The following is a 15,440-nucleotide window of genomic DNA, read 5'->3' as shown; positions in this document are numbered from 1 at the left end:
CGATGGAGAACGAGAGGTTGCAGCCTCCGCCATTGACGCTGCTCGACAGATACCGGGGCCAGGGCTTCACGGCGCTGTACACGACGACCGTCACGGTCGGCGGGGGCCAGACCGCGCATGGCCGCGCCTCCGGCGTCGCCAGGTCCGACGATGGCAGTCTCTTCCTCGAACTTCGGCTGCCGGTGGCCATGGGTGGCCCTGGCGGCGGAACCAACCCCGAGCAGTTGTTCGCCGCTGGCTTCGCTGCGTGCTTTCACGGTGCGCTAAGCCTGCTGGCCAGGCGCGCGCAGGTGGATATGGCCCACGCCACCGTTGCGGCCGAAGTTTCGTTTGGCCGCGATCCCGTTGACGGCGCTTACGCGCTGATTGCCGAGATCCGCATCCGCATGCCCGGCGTGGCCCGGCACGTGGCCGAGGAACTCGTGCGTGACACCGAGCGGCTGTGCCCGTACGCGAAGATGGCCCGCGGGGGCATCTACAGCATCGTGCGCGTGATCGACTGAGCCACTGACCGGTGCATGAGGGCCCGCCGTGCCGGGCAGTGCGCCATTGGTGCCGGGTCGGCAACAGACTGCGCACCTTGGCGGTACTACCGGCACGGCGGGCTGCGCACTACGATCCATATCAAGCCGATCCCGTTGCGCAACGCGCGGCGGCGGGTCGGCGAACGTATTCCCCTTGGTTCCGCAGGAGCGACACATGTCACAACGTTTGAACTACTTCCAACAATCGCCGGAACTGACGAAGAAGCTCGTCGAACTCGGTGCCCTGTTCCAGAAGACCACGCTCGAGCAGCACATCCGCGAGCTGGTGGAAATCCGCGCGTCGCAGCTCAACGGCTGCGCATTCTGCGTCGATATGCATGTCAAGCAGGCCAAGATCCACGGCGAGCGCGAACTGCGCCTGCATCACGTGGCCATCTGGCGCGAGTCCACGCTGTTCTCGCCGCGCGAACGCGCCGCACTGGCCTGGACCGAGGCGCTGACCCAGCTGCCCGCCCACGGCGTGCCCGATGACGTGTTCGAGCGCGTACGCGCGCAGTTTTCGGAGAAGGAACTGTCCGACCTGACGTTCCAGATCGGCGCCATCAATGCGTGGAACCGGCTTAACGTGGCATTCCAGATGGTGCCGGGCTCGGCCGACAAGATGTTCGGTCTCGACAAGGCCGGACTGGAGTAAGGCCATGAGACGCGTCCTGTCCATCGCGGCCATGCTGGCTGCCTCCTGTGCGCTGCTGGCGCCGCCAGCCTTTGCCGCGGCGGCCGAGGTGAAGGTCACGCCGCTCACCACCGAACCGCTGCCCGAGTATCCGGGCAAGGAGGTACAGATGATCATGGTGGAGTACCCGCCGGGCGGCTACGATCCCGTGCATCGTCATGACGCCCACGGCTTCATCTACGTGCTCGATGGCACCATCATCATGGGCGTGAAGGGCGGCAAGGAAGTCACGCTCAAGCCGGGCCAGACCTTTCATGAAGGCCCCAACGACATCCATACCGTCGGGCGCAACGCCAGTAACAGCAAGCCGGCCAGGTTCATCGTGTTCCTGATCAAGAACCAGGGCGCGCCGATCCTGACCCTGGAGAAGTAGCCCGTCCCATTGGGCCGGCCGGCGCCGGTACTTCGTACTGCAGCGCCCACGCCGGGTCACCGCTTTACCCGTCGTTTCATCTTTCCCCCGCCGCGATCCGCCGCCTGCATCCCAGGCGTCCGGCGTCGCTCGTCCTGTGCTAATGAAGAAGTGAGGTAATCAAATGAAGCGAAACATCCTGATTGTCGGCGGCGGATTCGCCGGAGTGTGGACAGCCCTGGGCGCGGCGCGCGTCCTCGACCAGCAAGGCGCTGTCGCATCCGACGTGGAAATCACGCTGGTGTCGCCGCAGCCCGCGCTGCACGTACGTCCGCGCCTGCATGAAGCGCACCCCGAGCAGATGGCCGTGCCGTTCCTGCCGCTGCTGGATGCGGTGGGCGTAACGTTTATCGAAGGCATGGTCGAGCGGATCCATCCGGGCGATCGCAGCGTGGATATCGGGCTGGCCGCCGGCGGCGAGAAGTCGGTGATCTATGACCGCCTGGTGCTCACCAGCGGCAGCCGCCTGTTCCGTCCGCCGCTGCCGGGCCTGACCGAGCATGCCTTTGCCGTCGACCAGATCGACGAGGCCGTTAAGCTTCGCCAGCATCTGGAAGGGCTGGCATCGAAGCCCGACACGACGGCCCGCAATACGTTCGTCGTGGTGGGCGGCGGCTTTACGGGGCTGGAGGTAGCCACCGAGCTGCCCGAACGGCTGAGCGCGATCTTTGGCAACACCATGCGCCCGCGCATCGTGGTGGTGGAGCGCGCCGATGCCATCGGCCCCGATCTTGGCCCCGGCCCGCGTCCGCAGATTCTTGAAGCGCTGGAGCAACTGGGCATTGAAACCCGCGTGGGCAGCGGTGTGGTGTCGTTCGATGCCAGGGGCGTGGTGACGAGCACCGGCGAGCGGATCGACGCCAGCACGGTTATCTGGACGGGCGGCATGGTTGCCAGCGCCCTGACCGCGCAGATCGGGCCGCCAGTGGATCGCCAGGGCCGCCTCGAAGTGACGGGCGACCTGCGCGTGGTCGGCGTGAAGGACATCTTCGGCGCGGGCGACGTGGTGCGCGCATTGACCGACGACGAAGGCCACTACTCGCTGATGTCGTGCCAGCACGCGCTGTTCATGGGCCGCTTTGCGGGCCACAACGTCGTCGCCGACTTGCTGGGCATGCCCACGATGGAATATCGCCAGGCGTTCTATGCGACCTGCCTCGACCTCGGGGCATGGGGCGCGGTGTACACCGAAGGCTGGGACCGCGACGTCAAGCTGACGGACGCCGCCGGCAAGGAACGCAAGGTGCTGATCAATACCCAGTGGATCTACCCACCCGCGCCCGAGCGCGCACAGGCACTGGCCGCCGGCGATCCCAATATCAGCTACGTGTAGCGCATATCGATCGTTGTTCGGTCCCGTTTGCCGACGCCTTCCGCCTTCGGATGCGTCGGTTATTTTTACGCCCCACGGTCCCGGCGATTGGTGCGTGCATGGAAACGCGGCTTCAACCGGCGGCGTCTTGTTGCTCCATCGCGGGCAATATAGACTTCCAGCCATACACCCGAAGCGCGCCAGCGCAGCCCTGCGCGCGTTGCACCAAGGTCTTTCCTTTAGAGATACCGGAGTCCATCGTGATCGCCATGACATCGAAGCCCGGCCGGGGCCGCGAGGCCATCGAACCTGTGGTCTACATCGTCGATGACGATGTGGACATGAACGAAGCGCTGGCCGATCTGCTGCGCTCGGTTGGACTCCGGGCGCGCTCGTTCCTGTCGGCCCATGCGTTCCTGGAAACGCAAACCGAGCCGGCGGCGGGATGCGTGGTGATGGACGTGAGGCTGCGCGGCGCCAACGGCCTGGAAGTGCAGCGCGAGATGACCCGGCGCGGCGTCTGCCTGCCGGTGGTGTTCATCACCGGCCATGGCGATATCGAGATGGCCGTGCGCGCCATGAAAGCCGGTGCGCTCGATTTCCTGGCCAAGCCGTTCCGCGACCAGGACTTCCTCGATGCTGTGACCGCGGCCATCGCCGTGGATCGCAGCAAGCGGCAGGCTGTACAATGCGGGGACGACCTGCGGGCTCGCTTTGCCACGCTGAGCGGCCGTGAGCGCGAGGTGATGGCGCTGGCCGTGTCTGGCCTGATGAACAAGCAGATCGCCGGCAAGATCGGCAGAAGCGAGGTCACGATCAAGATCCACCGCAGCCGGGCCATGCGCAAGATGGGCGCGCGTACGTTTGCCAAACTGGTGAAGATGGCCATCGATCTCGATCTGCAACTGGACCCTGAGACCGCCTATGCCGTGGCTTCCGTAGGCGAGGCGCCAACCACGCTTGCGAAACGTGCAGCCCCGAGCGCGGTCGTGCAGCCGATGGTTGCCCATTGACGGAAGCAGGCCGACGCGGGAACCGTGCAGGCCGGCCCGCCTCCATCCGTGCAAAAAAGTCACGGCTGCGGCCGTAAAGCGCTCGGCGTAGCAGCGCGCGACACGGGTGCGGGCCGAGTACAAGACAGCATAGGCGCGGTAGCAGAGCAGTGCTTCATCCGATGACCTCTACTTGACGGCCGGCCGGCCGGTGGCGAGGACGTGTGGGCAGGTCGCGGCGTCTTTGGCGGCGGCCAGGCCTTGGGCGACTACAAGGGGGCAGCCGTGGTGGCATCCCATCGCTGCAGGATGTGAACAAACCGTGGGCAGGCTTGCCGTTGACTTATTCTGGCCATCGCGCGAGCAGAAAGATGTCCCTGTGACGGCGGAACATGTTTAGGCCTTGGGCGTTGTGTTCTGCACCCGCATTGGCAAAGCCTTGGACCGTCTTTGCGCGCCCGAGGTGACGCGCGCATGGCGGCGAGGGTCGTCCAGTACATCGCCCCGTGGGAACTCGTTCCCACTAATCCGCACGGTTGTCATATCTCCTCTCTAACCGCCGGCATCCCGGAACATCCTGTACAGATCGCGGCGGATCTCGCGGACTCGGTCAGTGTGCATTCCAGCGCGCGGATATGGTCTATGACGTTAACTGCGCCGCGCCACTAGTAAATCTGTTGGTACGGGCCACCTAGGTGGCCGGCTGCGTTCCCAGAGTCTTACGTACTATCTGCCGCCAAGACTATCAGCCAATTCGTCAGTGCAGCCCCATTTCCCAGTTGAATGGGGTGCCTCAACAAGAGATAGGCCTTGCGGAGCTTACACCGAGCACGAGGAACAAGACGCCAACAGCCAGGAGACTGAAAGGCAGTCAGGGTCGTTGGCCGAAGTTCGTCGCATCAGCCGGTGTCACCGGACGCTGAATTTTCCTTTGAGGCCAGACTCCACGACGTAGGCTAGCCCATCAATTTTGTGAGGGGCCATTGAGTGGGCGATAAGGCAGAATGCTCACGTCGACGTCGCGCCTCAGATGTGGCGGCGCGAAGGTCTACAGGTGCCTATCGTTGACTGAACTGGCATCGATGGATGTCATGGGTGACGAACGGGGCGCCGTGCGTCGGCATGGCGAGCCACTCGGGATGTGCCAAAGTGCCTCGAATGTCTTCCAGGCCGCTATGCCAGTGTTCACGCATGGCCAGCGGGCCGAACTGGAAGTCCTTGGCGCTGCCTTCGAATGATTTGTCTCGGTAGATGAGCTGTATGACGTTGCGGCGGGCGTCGCAGGCGTCTTCGACGGCGCGCTGGTAGGCCTCGGTCTTTCGTTGTGCAGCGGGGACGAGGGCCAGTACATCGCTGAGTAGTCGGCGGAAATTCTGCTGCTCGTTCATGTAATCGGTGATGAAGCGGGTGCGGCTGGAATACTGGATGTCTTTCTGACGCGTGGCCACGGCCTGCAGTGTTTCTGGCAGGGCGCCCTGTGCGCTCCACAGGTCAACCTGGAAGATGAGTGCATTGCGGCGAGGCCTTTCACGAAGGAGCTTCGATAGCGGCGTGTTCGATACCAGGCCGCCATCCCAGTAGTATTCGCCATCGATCTCCACGGCCGGAAAGCCGGGCGGCAAGGCGCCGGAAGCCATGAAGTGCTCGGCGCGCAGCGTGGTGTGGGTGTTGTCGAAGTAGACGAAGTTGCCGGTGCGAACATTCACTGCGCCCACCGAAACGCGCATCGTTTCATGATGGTTGATGCGTTCGAAATCGGCAAATCGCTCCAGCGTGGCCTTCAGTGGCCGTGTGTCGTAGTAGCTTGCGCTATGTGTGCCCTCGGGCTGCACGAAGCCGCCCGGCCATAAGCGCGGCGAGAAAAAGCCGTTCTGGCCTTCCACCAGTGCGCGAGCGGCCTCGATGCCATCGAGCCAGATGCGCATCGCATCGGGCCAATGTCGCGCGCTGTCGGCGAGCACCTCGTATGGAAAAAGGCTGGGAAGCCATGGCTGGCGGCAGATGTGCTGCCAGAACGCGTGCAGGCGCTCCACGCGGAGTTCGGGGGCGTTGCCGGCAATGATCGCGGCATTGAGCGCACCAATGGAGATGCCCGCCACCCAGTTCGGCTCGATCCCGGCTTCGGCAAGGCCTTCGTAGACGCCGGCCTGGTAGGAGCCTAGAGCCCCGCCGCCTTGCAGCACCAGCGCCTTGACGGCGTAGCCACTATCGATGGCGGGGCGCGCCGTCGCGGCACCGGAGGTGCCCTGTAAGTCCGGTGTTTCCTGATACATGTCTGCTCCTGGAGGGTCGGATTTCGCGTGCCGGTGCCGGCAAGCAACCGGCGGGGCTGGGGCGCGGTTATTGCATGAACCAGCCGTGGCTCACCACGAATGACTGGCCCGTGAGTGCAGCGGACGGGAATGCGCACAGGAACAGCGCGGTTTGCGCCACGTCGTCGACCGCGGTGAACACGCCATCGACAGTGCCACCCAGCATTACGCGCCGTACCACTTGTTCCTCGCTGATACCAAGTTCGCGAGCCTGCTCGGGAATCTGCTTGTCCACCAGCGGCGTACGCACGAAGCCGGGGCAGATCACGTGGGAGCGTACGTTGTGCTCGCCACCTTCCTTGGCCACTACGCGCGCCAGGCCTAGTAGGCCGTGCTTGGCGGACACATAGGCGCACTTGAGCGGCGACGCTTCGTGCGAATGCACGGAGCCCATGTAGATCACCGTGCCGCCCGTCTTGGCGCGGTACATGTGGCGAAGTGCCGCGCGCGTGGTCAGGAACGCGCCATCCAAGTGGATGGACTGCATGCGCTTCCAGTCGGAAAACTTGTACTCATGCACCGGCGCGACGATCTGGATGCCGGCGTTGGAGATCAGAATGTCGACGCCGCCGAAACGCTCCGCCACTGCATCGGTGGCACGATCTACCGCGCCTTCGTCTGTGACGTCCATGGCCACGCCTAGTGCGATGCCGCCTTCGGCCTCGATCGCACGCGCTACCGAGATGGCGGCTTCCTCGTTGAGATCGGCCACGGCCACGGCCGCGCCTTCCCGCGCGAGCAGTTCCGCGATGGCCTTGCCAATGCCGCTGGCGGCGCCCGTGACGATGGCCGATTTGCCTTGAAGTTTCATGATGGTTCTCCGGAAATGGGAAGAATGGTTACTGCTGCAGGTAGTCAAAGACAACTTCGCCAAGACCAAGCGTCAGGTCGGCCACGTAGTGCCTGGCGCCTAGCACGTCCAACACGGGCAGTGAGGCCACCGGTGCCAGGGCATGCGGGAACAGTGAGAGCGCGGCAGGGCCACTCCACGCGCCCTTTACCTCGACATCCTTGAGGAAGTAGCAGACCAGCTCGCACACACGCGCACTGCCATCGACATGCGGCAGTATCTTGAGCAGGTAATTGGGTGTGCCGGCCAGCGCGTCGCGTACCTGCGCTTGGGCGATGCACTGGTGCTTGTAGCCCATGGTGCCCGTGGCGACGCGCACAGGGCCGTAGTCGAGCGTACCGAGCAACGTGTCTTTCTCCACGGACAGGCGCGGGGTGGCCAGCTTCTTCGGAAACCCCCATATCTCGCGACCGCCTGCCAACGGAGGATGGTCGTCCAGGAACATCGAATGCGTGTAGTTGCCCGGGCGCCCCTGATACGTCACCGGAATGACCTGGCCTGACTCTGTGTAATCGCCAAATCCCGTCGAGTCTGGCATGCGGATGAATTCGTAGTGCACCACCGGGTCGGCAATTTCCAGCGGCTCCGGCACCACGGCGCGAAGCAGTTCGGGGTCGGTGCGGTAGGAGATGATGAAGTACTCGCGATGCAGGAACCGGTACGGTCCCATCGGGTAGGCGGGGCTGGTGAGCGGCGTGGCGTACGCGCGCGCCCGGATGGTCTGGACGTCCATGTGGCGGCCTCCTCGTCGATGCCGTGCCGCGATGCCGTTGCCCCCATGACAGCGGGTCAGCGCGGACAAGAATAATTCTGGAAGGCCGGACGCAGCTCGGCTATCACACTTGGGTATCGGGGCAGGAATTCTTACGTATGATCGGGTTGCTTCCGGTGGATCGCGGCGCGGCCTGGGCGCCATCTCATTGCCGCGGCAGCAGGGTGCCCAAGCTCCGACTATGGGCGAAAAAAAACCACGGCGGTTGCCGTGGCTGGGGATCCGCGCAGAGGACATGCCTCAATTCGCTGCGCGGTGATACCTGGCGACATATTTCGCCTGCGCAATGATATTGCCGTGCATCACATAGGCGACAAGCGCCGGACTGGAATCCGGCTTGACGTCGATGCTGGCGACGGAAAGCGCGGAGACAGTCACGACGTATCTGTGCGATTCCCCTGCGGGTGGGCACGGCCCGCCGTATGCCGAGCTTCCGAAGTCTGTCAATGTCTCGATGGCGCCTGCGGGCATTCGGGTGGCGTCGCCCGAAGCACCAGTCTCGATCGACGTGACGGTCGGCGAGATGTTGACGACCTTCCAGTGCGTCCATCCCAGGCCGCCTGTTGGCGCATCGGGATCGTGGACGGTCACGACGATACTCTTCGTTCCGGGAGGAACATGGGACCATGCGATGCGCGGCGACGCATTGTCGCCATGGCATCCAAACCCGTTGTAGACCTGCGCGTTTGAAAAATTGCCGTGCCGATCAAGGTTATCGACGTTGACACTGAACGACTGGGGAAAGGCAACAGCAGGAAGCAGGGCAAGAAGCACCGTGGGGAACATCCTGTTGGGCCGAAGACTGTCCGATCGCATGATGGGTTCCTTTAAGAATGTCGGTATGCCGGGGATGCCGACAGATTCACGCCACGGCTGCCAGCATTTGGAGCCAATGGAGCCAATGGCGAGGCAAATCTTAGGAAAGGACACCAGAAGCGAATAGGCCGGATCTATGGCTCACAGTGTTGTCGCGCCGGCAACAATCTCTTGGGGCCAAATCGGGCGTATGGCCGGAAAGGGATCGGAGCGTTAAACCGGTGCTCGCCGCTACAGCACCACGTCGTGCTCGGCCGGAGCGTCGGGGAGGGTGCATGGCTCGCCAAGCAGGTCCATCAGTTCACGTTCGATCTTGCGGCAGATGTAGGCCATAGGGACATCGTTGGCATTGCCTTCGAACGGATTTTCCGTGCTTTCGCCTACCTGCTCCAGCGCCAGGTACATCCACGATATCATCGTGCTGAAAGGAATCACGAACCAAATCATGTGGCCATGCATCATGCCGGACACGCTGGCATTGAGCCTCTCAAACTCGGTGAGTATGCCAAACGGCAGCAGCAGGCAGAACGTACGGACGAACAGCTTGTTGATCACCGCATATTGCCTGGGATATGGGTAGTCCTTGATACGCTCCGCCCGGCCCTGCTGGTGGAAGAAACTGCGGATCGCGCCGCCTAGCTCCATATAGAATCCGTTGGCGATCTCGCCGGCTTCAAGCAACCGCTTGATCGTTGCGGACTGGATGCCGAGCAGCCGGGTGGTTTTGCACGGCGCATGCATGACGGCATCGAACTCGGCCGGTGAAAGATAATGCGCCAGCTCCTGCGGCAATGGCGTCTCCCATTCGGGGACGTGGTAATTTTTGCGATATTCCACGTTGGATTGCTTGCCCGCGTTTTCCCATATCCGCGGTGCGCGCAACTGATACCGTAGCGCGGTGAGCCACGCACAATGCCGCTGAATCAGCTCGCGGGCCGCGGGATGCCCGGTCAGGAAGTCGCGGCTCATCACGCCAAGACATCGGCTGCCGTTGAGTATCTCGGTCCATATCTGCTGGGCCTCCAGCGCGCGGCTATAGGTCTGCACATTGCGAAAGCCCACGATGAAGGACGTGGCCGTTCCCAGCAGCACCACCACAGGGATCGGAATCGTCAGCCATTTGAGCCCGAGAAACTGATAGAGGATGACGGGCAACACGGCGCAGGCCAGCGAGGCGTAGATCTGCCGCCTTGACCAGAACGTCAGCTCGGCTATCGAATACGATTTCCCCAGATGCATGCGCGGTCCTCACGGCGATATGGCAGACATGAAGACGCGCTGCCGTCCTTGTGGCACCATCATGCCAGAAATGGGCACTACTCCGCAGGTTCACGGGCGCGCTGCCTCCATCATTGCCCGCAGCGACAAGCCGATCAAATCGCCGGCAGAGGGGCCGGCGTGGAATTGCAGCGCGATGCCGAACGTCAGCTCCATGACAAGCGCGCCGAGTTCGAGCGGGGTGGCCGGCGCGCGCCCAGGCGGAAAGATCCTCGTCACTACCATCCCGACCTGGGTCCACTGACAAGTGAACATTTCGGTATGACGCCTGGTGAGCGCGGCATCCTGTTTTGCGTGCCGGATCAGGTCGAGAATCAGTGAACGCGGGCCTGGCTCGCGCGACGTCTCCGTCGCCCAGTCGCAGATGGCAGTCAGCAGCGCCTCCGGATCCTCGATGTCGAGGGCCACGCGTTCCAGTTCCGCAACGTCGCGGAAGCTGGCGTCTTCCACGTACTGAAGGAAGATATCTTCCTTAGACGTGAAATTCGAATAGAACGCGCCTTTGGTGAACCCAGCCTCCTCCACGATGCGGTCAATCGAGGCACCGCCCAATCCTTCCCGCGCAAACACCTTGCCGGCCGCAGCCAGCAACTTCGCACGCGTCAATGCGCGACTTTCCTGTCTCGTTAAACGTGCCATCGATAGTGGATTCCTGGGCCTGCGATTTTGAGCCATGCCGAAGGCAGCCGCGATGCCTTTTTCCTCATGGCCGTGCTGCGACTTAAGAGGAAGAAAGACAAGAGGACAAACAAACGGCTGGACAAATTTTCCAACCGGATACAGAATGGTATTCGAATACCAAAAAGTATGTCAAATGTAACGATGAATTCACCTGAGCGCGTCTCTGCCCCCCGAGATAGACCCACACGACGCCCAGATGGGTGTCGTATATGTCGTCGACGATGATGCTTCTATGCGCCTGGCCGTCGACCGGTTGCTGCGATCGGAGGGCCTGCGTGTGGGGACGTTCGAGTCGACGCGGGAATTTTCTGCTTTCCCGAAGTACGATGCGCCCAGTTGCCTGATCCTCGACGTCCGTCTGCGGGGGGAGAGCGGGCTCGCGTTTCAGGAGCACATCTCCAGAAGCGGCGGGCATATCCCTGTCGTGTTCATCACTGGCCATGGCGACATCGCTATGACCGCACGCGCCATGAAGCCCGGCGCGGTGGACTTTCTTGCCAAGCCGTGCCGCGAACAGGACCTGTTAGACGCCGTGGCGAATGCGCTTGCGCGCGACGTGGATCGCCTCGCCGCCGAGCACGCGAACGCCAGCGTGCGGGCTGCATACGCGTCTCTTACGCCCCGGGAACGCGATGTCATGGCTCGGGTTGTGGTGGGGCAGATGAACAAGCAGATCGCAGCGGATCTTGGCATCAGCCTAGTCACGGTCAAATGTCATCGCGGCCAACTCATGCGCAAGATGGGCGCGCGCTCGGTGGCGGACCCGGTCAGAAAGGCGGAGTCGCTGAGCCTGTCCCTGCAGCCTGGGGCGTAGGCACCCCGCTATCCGGGCCCGGCACGTTCCCCCTCATCCGCCGGTACTACCTTTCCCTGCCAAGGTAGCAATCGCCTCCAGCTCCGCGAAGTATGGTGGATCAACGCTGCACAGGTCACAGTAAGCGCATGCGAAGCCAAGATGTCGCAGGTGGCGTCCAAATCGGCGCTGCGAGGAATTGGCCATCAGGGCCAGGAGTCATCGATGATACGAGAGGATGTTTCGCAACGCGCGTTTCGCACCGGTGTGCCGAACCGCATGGACACCTTGTCAAACTCTCTGACTGCCAACTACGCGGGTATCCTCGCGTTCATGGCGGTAGCGACAGAAGGCAGTTTCGCTCGTGCCGGAGAGCGGCTGGGCGTCAGCCGCTCCGCGGTATCCCGCAGCATCCAGCGGCTGGAGGATGCGCTCAGCACACGGCTTTTCCGGCGAACCACCCGCAGCACGAGTCTGACAGCCGAAGGCGAACGCTTTTTCCGGCATTGCAGCATCGGCGTCGGCAAGATCGTGGGCGCGGTCAACGACATGCTGGATCTGCGCGACGGCCCGCCTCGCGGCAAGTTGCGTGTGGCAGCGAGCGCCGAATTCGGCCGCAACGTGGTGGCGCCGCTTCTGCTGAAGTTCTCCGACGCCCACCCTGACATCGCCGTCGAGCTCGTCCTCGATGACAAGCCGGCAGACTTTGGTGTAGGGCGCTTCGATGTGGCTTTCGTTGACGGTCACCTAGAAGACTCCAGCATCATCGCCAAACAGCTAATACCCATGGCACGCATGGTGTGTGCCTCGCCAGCCTACGCGCAGGGACGCGGCATGCCCACTACCCCCGACGCGCTGGCGGAGCATGACTGCATCAACCTGCGGCTTTCCACTGGCACCCTGCAACCGTGGGAATTCCATATATCAGGGCGAAAAGTCTCCCAGATGCCCGCGTCGCGGTTAACCTTTAACGATGCGGGACTTGTCTTGCACGCTGTGCTCGAGGGCCGGGGTATCGCGCAGATGCCGGTCCACCAGGTCTGGCGCTACGTGGCGCGCGGCGAACTCCTCGCGGCACTGGGGCCGTACGCCCCCGACGACGGCGGCCACCACATCTGCTATCCATGCCGACATTACCTTCCCGCACGCAGCCGTGCGTTTATTGACTTCATGACAGAGGCCATCCGTAGCTCGGACCTCGCAGGGCGACGCGACGAAATGCCGACGATGGCGCGGCTATAGGGCATTGCCTGGCAATGTGTAGCGCTACCGTGAAATCTGCGGCGGCGGCCGGGCTATGAGGCCGCCGCTCTCATCAATGCCTGTGGTTCGACTATGCCCAAGTAAGCTCCACCGTTCGTCACGACCACCGGCTCCGCCGGGTGGCGGTTCGTCGCCGATGCCAGCAGGTGCGCCACCTCGGAAGCGTCAGCATCGACACCAAGTACACAGGCCGGATGCGATACGAATTGTAGGCAAGACTGGCGATCGATCCACGCGCTGTAACACGGCAATCCCACAACATCCGCGACGAGGTCGCGACAGATGATGCCCACGGGAGTATGGCCGTTCAGTACGACCACGGCCTGGGCGGATGGATATCTTGCGAGGATGCGTAACACGTCGCCCAGGCTCGCCGTTTGTTGCACACCCGGGATGCACTGGGTGATGCGCTTCAGCAGAGGCAAGGCGGTCATGGTTCGGCTCCTGAATGTCGTTACTGTATTGCCAGGACGAGCGGGTCCATCACCGCAGGGAAGCGTCGTGGCAATACAAACGGTCAGGTTGCGAGTGTATTTGGCACGGGCACTTGTCACAATGCGTCGAGGCGCGCAACACCGTTTCCAGAAAGACGCCAATTGGCGCCAGGGTTCGCGAAGTAGCGGGAGGCCCATGCCAACTGCATGGTCCGTTGAAGCTGTGAGCGTCGCAGAACGATGCCATCGCCGGTGTTGTTAGTGTTTGCGGCATGGCCTTGCTGTGCGGGGCGTGCGGCCTGCCGGTGTTACGACGCCTGCTGAGCGGGTGGTGGTTGGCTGTGCTTGCGGCGTGGCGCCGCGCCTTGTCGACTTCGGCACTTCACTTCCGCCGCGCCCCCCCTGATCCTGCGCAGCGGATTTTCCGGATCGCGCAATACGTCGTAAGCCGCGTTCGGTGGCTACATGATGGGCTGGCTTCCGCGCAGTTGTGTGGCGGTAGGGGTGGCACTGCTGCTCATGGATTGGTGCACGCCCGGCTCACTTCCTTTTCGCTAGTAGGACCTAAGGATGATTGTTGCGAAACGCTCTGGATTGTATCTATAACCCAACGCCTGTGTGAGCGGCGATTACAGCAAGAGCCCGCTCAGCGTGCATAGCCAGATCCATTGCCTTCTATTCGCTATCTCGCCCTCGATATCCGACTCGCCCGCGAGCCTGCCATGAACACCATTGTCATTTTGCTGTCAGCGTTTTTGCTCTCCGTTTTCGCCCTTGGGGCGTTCATTTGGAGCATGCAAAAAGGCCTTTTCGATACTTCTCCGGCGGCCGCGCGCGTGATCTTTGGAGATGCCGAGACCGGGCACCCCGAAGATCCGGCGGCGGCGAAGGCCGGCCTGGCCGATCCATCGCGTGAGGCGGCCGACCGCTCTTCGGCGCCCGTCGTGTTTTTGTTCCTATGCTGTTCGATGGTCTGGCTCGTGGTGGCGTCCGCTGCGGGGCTGACGGCCTCCATCAAGCTCCACGAGCCCGATCTGCTGGCGTCTGTGCCTTGGCTCTCGTTCGGCCGCATCCGCACTATCCATCTGAACGCCGTGGCGTATGGCTGGGCGCCGATGGCCGGGCTCGGCATTGCCATGTTCCTACTGCCGCGGCTGCTCAAGACCGAATTGGTTGGCGCGCGCTGGGCATCACTGGGCGTGGCCTTGTGGAATGCTGGGCTGATTGCCGGGATCGGTAGCATCGGGGCCGGTATTTCCGACGGGCTGGAATGGCTCGAAATTCCGTGGCAGGTGGACATCCTATTCGTGGTCGGTGGCGCGTTCGTGGGTTTTCCGCTGATCCTGACGCTGCTCAATCGCAAGGTGGGCCACCTGTACGTTTCGGTCTGGTACATGGGCTGCGCGCTGTTCTGGTTTCCGGTGCTGTTCCTGGTGGCCAACTTTCCGGGGCTGCATTTCGGCGTGGAGCAAGCGACGATGAACTGGTGGTTTGGCCACAATGTGCTGGGCCTGTTCTACACGCCGCTGGCGCTGGCGTCGATCTACTACTTCCTGCCCAAAGTCATCGGTCAGCCGGTGCGGTCGTACGGGTTGTCGCTGCTAGGCTTCTGGGCGCTGGCGTTCTTCTATGGCCAAGTGGGTGGCCATCATCTGGTTGGCGGGCCGGTGCCGGGCTGGCTGATCACGCTGTCGGTCGTGCAAAGCATGATGATGCTGATCCCGGTGATCGCGTTCTCGATCAACCAGCATCAGACGCTGCGCGGCAACTTCCACCGGCTCATCGATTCGCCGACGCTGCGTTTTGTGACGTTTGGTGGGATGATGTACACGCTCAGCTCGATACAGGGGTCATTCGAGGCGCTGCGGGCTGTCAATCGTGTGGCACACTTCACGCATTACACGGTCGCACATGCCCACCTGGGACTCTATGCGTTCGTCAGCTTTGCGTTCTTCGGCGCCATCTACTTCATCGTGCCGCGCATCACGGGGCGGGAATGGCCATACCGCTGGCTGATCTACTTCCACTTCTGGCTGGCCGTGGGCGGCATCGGCATCTACTTTGCGAGCCTGACTATCGGCGGCTGGTTGCAGGGACTGGCCATGCTCGACGCCGCGCGGCCGTTCATGGATTCGGTGGCACTGACGGTGCCGTACCTCAGGGCCCGGTCGCTCGGCGGCATGATGATGCTCACCAGCCATCTGTGCTTCGTGGCCAATTTCGTCTGCGTGATTCTGGGCCTGGGCCCCAACCGCAACCGCCCGGCGCTGTTCCATCAGGGCCGCAAGCCCGCACAGGGAGTCTGAG

15 protein-coding genes are annotated in these 15,440 nt (G+C 62.8%); 8 read left to right on the top strand and 7 right to left on the bottom strand.

What is annotated here, in order from left to right; genetic code table 11:
* Positions 1-2: 2 nt before the first annotated feature.
* From AC24R4_RS10595 to AC24R4_RS10575, 5 genes are all read left to right on the top strand, one after another.
* Complete coding sequence (locus AC24R4_RS10595) at positions 3-503, top strand: Ohr family peroxiredoxin (RefSeq protein WP_487523035.1); 501 nt, start codon at positions 3-5, stop codon at positions 501-503.
* A gap of 196 nt (positions 504-699) precedes the next feature.
* Entirely contained in the window at positions 700-1,179 is a 480-nt protein-coding gene (locus tag AC24R4_RS10590) for a carboxymuconolactone decarboxylase family protein (protein WP_487523034.1), read from the top strand.
* Between the two features lie 4 nt (positions 1,180-1,183).
* Complete coding sequence (locus AC24R4_RS10585) at positions 1,184-1,591, top strand: cupin domain-containing protein (protein WP_487523033.1); 408 nt, start codon at positions 1,184-1,186, stop codon at positions 1,589-1,591.
* A 163-nt stretch (positions 1,592-1,754) separates the two neighbouring features.
* Positions 1,755-2,963, top strand: coding sequence for an NAD(P)/FAD-dependent oxidoreductase (locus AC24R4_RS10580; RefSeq protein ID WP_487523032.1), 1,209 nt, complete (start codon positions 1,755-1,757; stop codon positions 2,961-2,963).
* Between the two features lie 248 nt (positions 2,964-3,211).
* A complete protein-coding gene (locus AC24R4_RS10575; protein WP_487523950.1) occupies positions 3,212-3,955 on the top strand; it encodes a response regulator transcription factor in 744 nt (247 codons plus the stop codon).
* A gap of 1,037 nt (positions 3,956-4,992) precedes the next feature.
* On the opposite strand, the gene AC24R4_RS10570 is transcribed toward AC24R4_RS10575, so the two are convergent.
* The 6 genes from AC24R4_RS10570 to AC24R4_RS10545 all read right to left on the bottom strand — a co-directional run bounded on the left by AC24R4_RS10570 (position 4,993) and on the right by AC24R4_RS10545 (position 10,568).
* Positions 4,993-6,207 carry a DUF3734 domain-containing protein gene (locus AC24R4_RS10570; RefSeq protein WP_487523031.1) on the bottom strand — a complete coding sequence of 405 codons (1,215 nt, stop codon included), beginning with the start codon at positions 6,205-6,207 and terminating at the stop codon, positions 4,993-4,995.
* 67 nt (positions 6,208-6,274) lie between these two features.
* Positions 6,275-7,060, bottom strand: coding sequence for a 3-hydroxybutyrate dehydrogenase (locus AC24R4_RS10565; RefSeq protein ID WP_487523949.1), 786 nt, complete (start codon positions 7,058-7,060; stop codon positions 6,275-6,277).
* Positions 7,061-7,085: 25 nt separating this feature from the next.
* Positions 7,086-7,829, bottom strand: a complete 744-nt coding sequence (locus AC24R4_RS10560; protein ID WP_487523030.1) for an acetoacetate decarboxylase — start codon at positions 7,827-7,829, stop codon at positions 7,086-7,088.
* A 279-nt stretch (positions 7,830-8,108) separates the two neighbouring features.
* Positions 8,109-8,684 (bottom strand): YbhB/YbcL family Raf kinase inhibitor-like protein, encoded by a 576-nt coding sequence (locus tag AC24R4_RS10555; RefSeq protein WP_487523029.1) that lies wholly within the window; start codon positions 8,682-8,684, stop codon positions 8,109-8,111.
* Positions 8,685-8,915: 231 nt separating this feature from the next.
* Complete coding sequence (locus AC24R4_RS10550; RefSeq protein WP_487523028.1) at positions 8,916-9,923, bottom strand: bestrophin family protein; 1,008 nt, start codon at positions 9,921-9,923, stop codon at positions 8,916-8,918.
* A gap of 90 nt (positions 9,924-10,013) precedes the next feature.
* Positions 10,014-10,568 (bottom strand): TetR/AcrR family transcriptional regulator, encoded by a 555-nt coding sequence (locus AC24R4_RS10545; protein ID WP_487523027.1) that lies wholly within the window; start codon positions 10,566-10,568, stop codon positions 10,014-10,016.
* A gap of 271 nt (positions 10,569-10,839) precedes the next feature.
* Here AC24R4_RS10545 and AC24R4_RS10540 point away from each other — a divergent pair, with 271 nt between their 5' ends.
* Positions 10,840-11,457: a response regulator transcription factor gene (locus AC24R4_RS10540; protein ID WP_487523026.1), complete on the top strand. Its 618-nt coding sequence runs from the start codon at positions 10,840-10,842 to the stop codon at positions 11,455-11,457.
* 204 nt (positions 11,458-11,661) lie between these two features.
* Positions 11,662-12,678, top strand: a complete 1,017-nt coding sequence (locus tag AC24R4_RS10535) for a LysR family transcriptional regulator (protein ID WP_487523025.1) — start codon at positions 11,662-11,664, stop codon at positions 12,676-12,678.
* Between the two features lie 53 nt (positions 12,679-12,731).
* On the opposite strand, the gene AC24R4_RS10530 is transcribed toward AC24R4_RS10535, so the two are convergent.
* Positions 12,732-13,133, bottom strand: coding sequence for a CBS domain-containing protein (locus AC24R4_RS10530; protein WP_487523024.1), 402 nt, complete (start codon positions 13,131-13,133; stop codon positions 12,732-12,734).
* Between the two features lie 722 nt (positions 13,134-13,855).
* Between AC24R4_RS10530 and AC24R4_RS10525 the strand changes: the two genes are divergently transcribed.
* A complete protein-coding gene (locus AC24R4_RS10525; protein ID WP_487523023.1) occupies positions 13,856-15,439 on the top strand; it encodes a cbb3-type cytochrome c oxidase subunit I in 1,584 nt (527 codons plus the stop codon).
* The last annotated feature ends 1 nt before the right edge of the window (position 15,440 follow it).

The sequence above is a fragment of the Cupriavidus sp. CER-90 genome (assembly GCF_057652055.1).
Note: the sequence above shows the minus strand (reverse complement) of the source record. Positions and strands in the feature narration are given on the sequence as shown.

Bases quoted from the DNA above. Each gene is read 5' to 3' on its own strand.
- AC24R4_RS10525 (WP_487523023.1), top strand. From the start codon at position 13,856: ATGAACACCATTGTCATTTTGCTGTCAGCGTTTTTGCTCTCCGTTTTC.
- AC24R4_RS10595 (WP_487523035.1), top strand. From the start codon at position 3: ATGGAGAACGAGAGGTTGCAGCCTCCGCCATTGACGCTGCTCGACAGA.
- AC24R4_RS10580 (WP_487523032.1), top strand. From the start codon at position 1,755: ATGAAGCGAAACATCCTGATTGTCGGCGGCGGATTCGCCGGAGTGTGG.
- AC24R4_RS10555 (WP_487523029.1), bottom strand. From the start codon at position 8,684: ATGCGATCGGACAGTCTTCGGCCCAACAGGATGTTCCCCACGGTGCTT.
- AC24R4_RS10590 (WP_487523034.1), top strand. From the start codon at position 700: ATGTCACAACGTTTGAACTACTTCCAACAATCGCCGGAACTGACGAAG.
- AC24R4_RS10570 (WP_487523031.1), bottom strand. From the start codon at position 6,207: ATGTATCAGGAAACACCGGACTTACAGGGCACCTCCGGTGCCGCGACG.
- AC24R4_RS10560 (WP_487523030.1), bottom strand. From the start codon at position 7,829: ATGGACGTCCAGACCATCCGGGCGCGCGCGTACGCCACGCCGCTCACC.
- AC24R4_RS10530 (WP_487523024.1), bottom strand. From the start codon at position 13,133: ATGACCGCCTTGCCTCTGCTGAAGCGCATCACCCAGTGCATCCCGGGT.
- AC24R4_RS10575 (WP_487523950.1), top strand. From the start codon at position 3,212: ATGACATCGAAGCCCGGCCGGGGCCGCGAGGCCATCGAACCTGTGGTC.
- AC24R4_RS10540 (WP_487523026.1), top strand. From the start codon at position 10,840: ATGGGTGTCGTATATGTCGTCGACGATGATGCTTCTATGCGCCTGGCC.
- AC24R4_RS10585 (WP_487523033.1), top strand. From the start codon at position 1,184: ATGAGACGCGTCCTGTCCATCGCGGCCATGCTGGCTGCCTCCTGTGCG.
- AC24R4_RS10550 (WP_487523028.1), bottom strand. From the start codon at position 9,923: ATGCATCTGGGGAAATCGTATTCGATAGCCGAGCTGACGTTCTGGTCA.
- AC24R4_RS10535 (WP_487523025.1), top strand. From the start codon at position 11,662: ATGATACGAGAGGATGTTTCGCAACGCGCGTTTCGCACCGGTGTGCCG.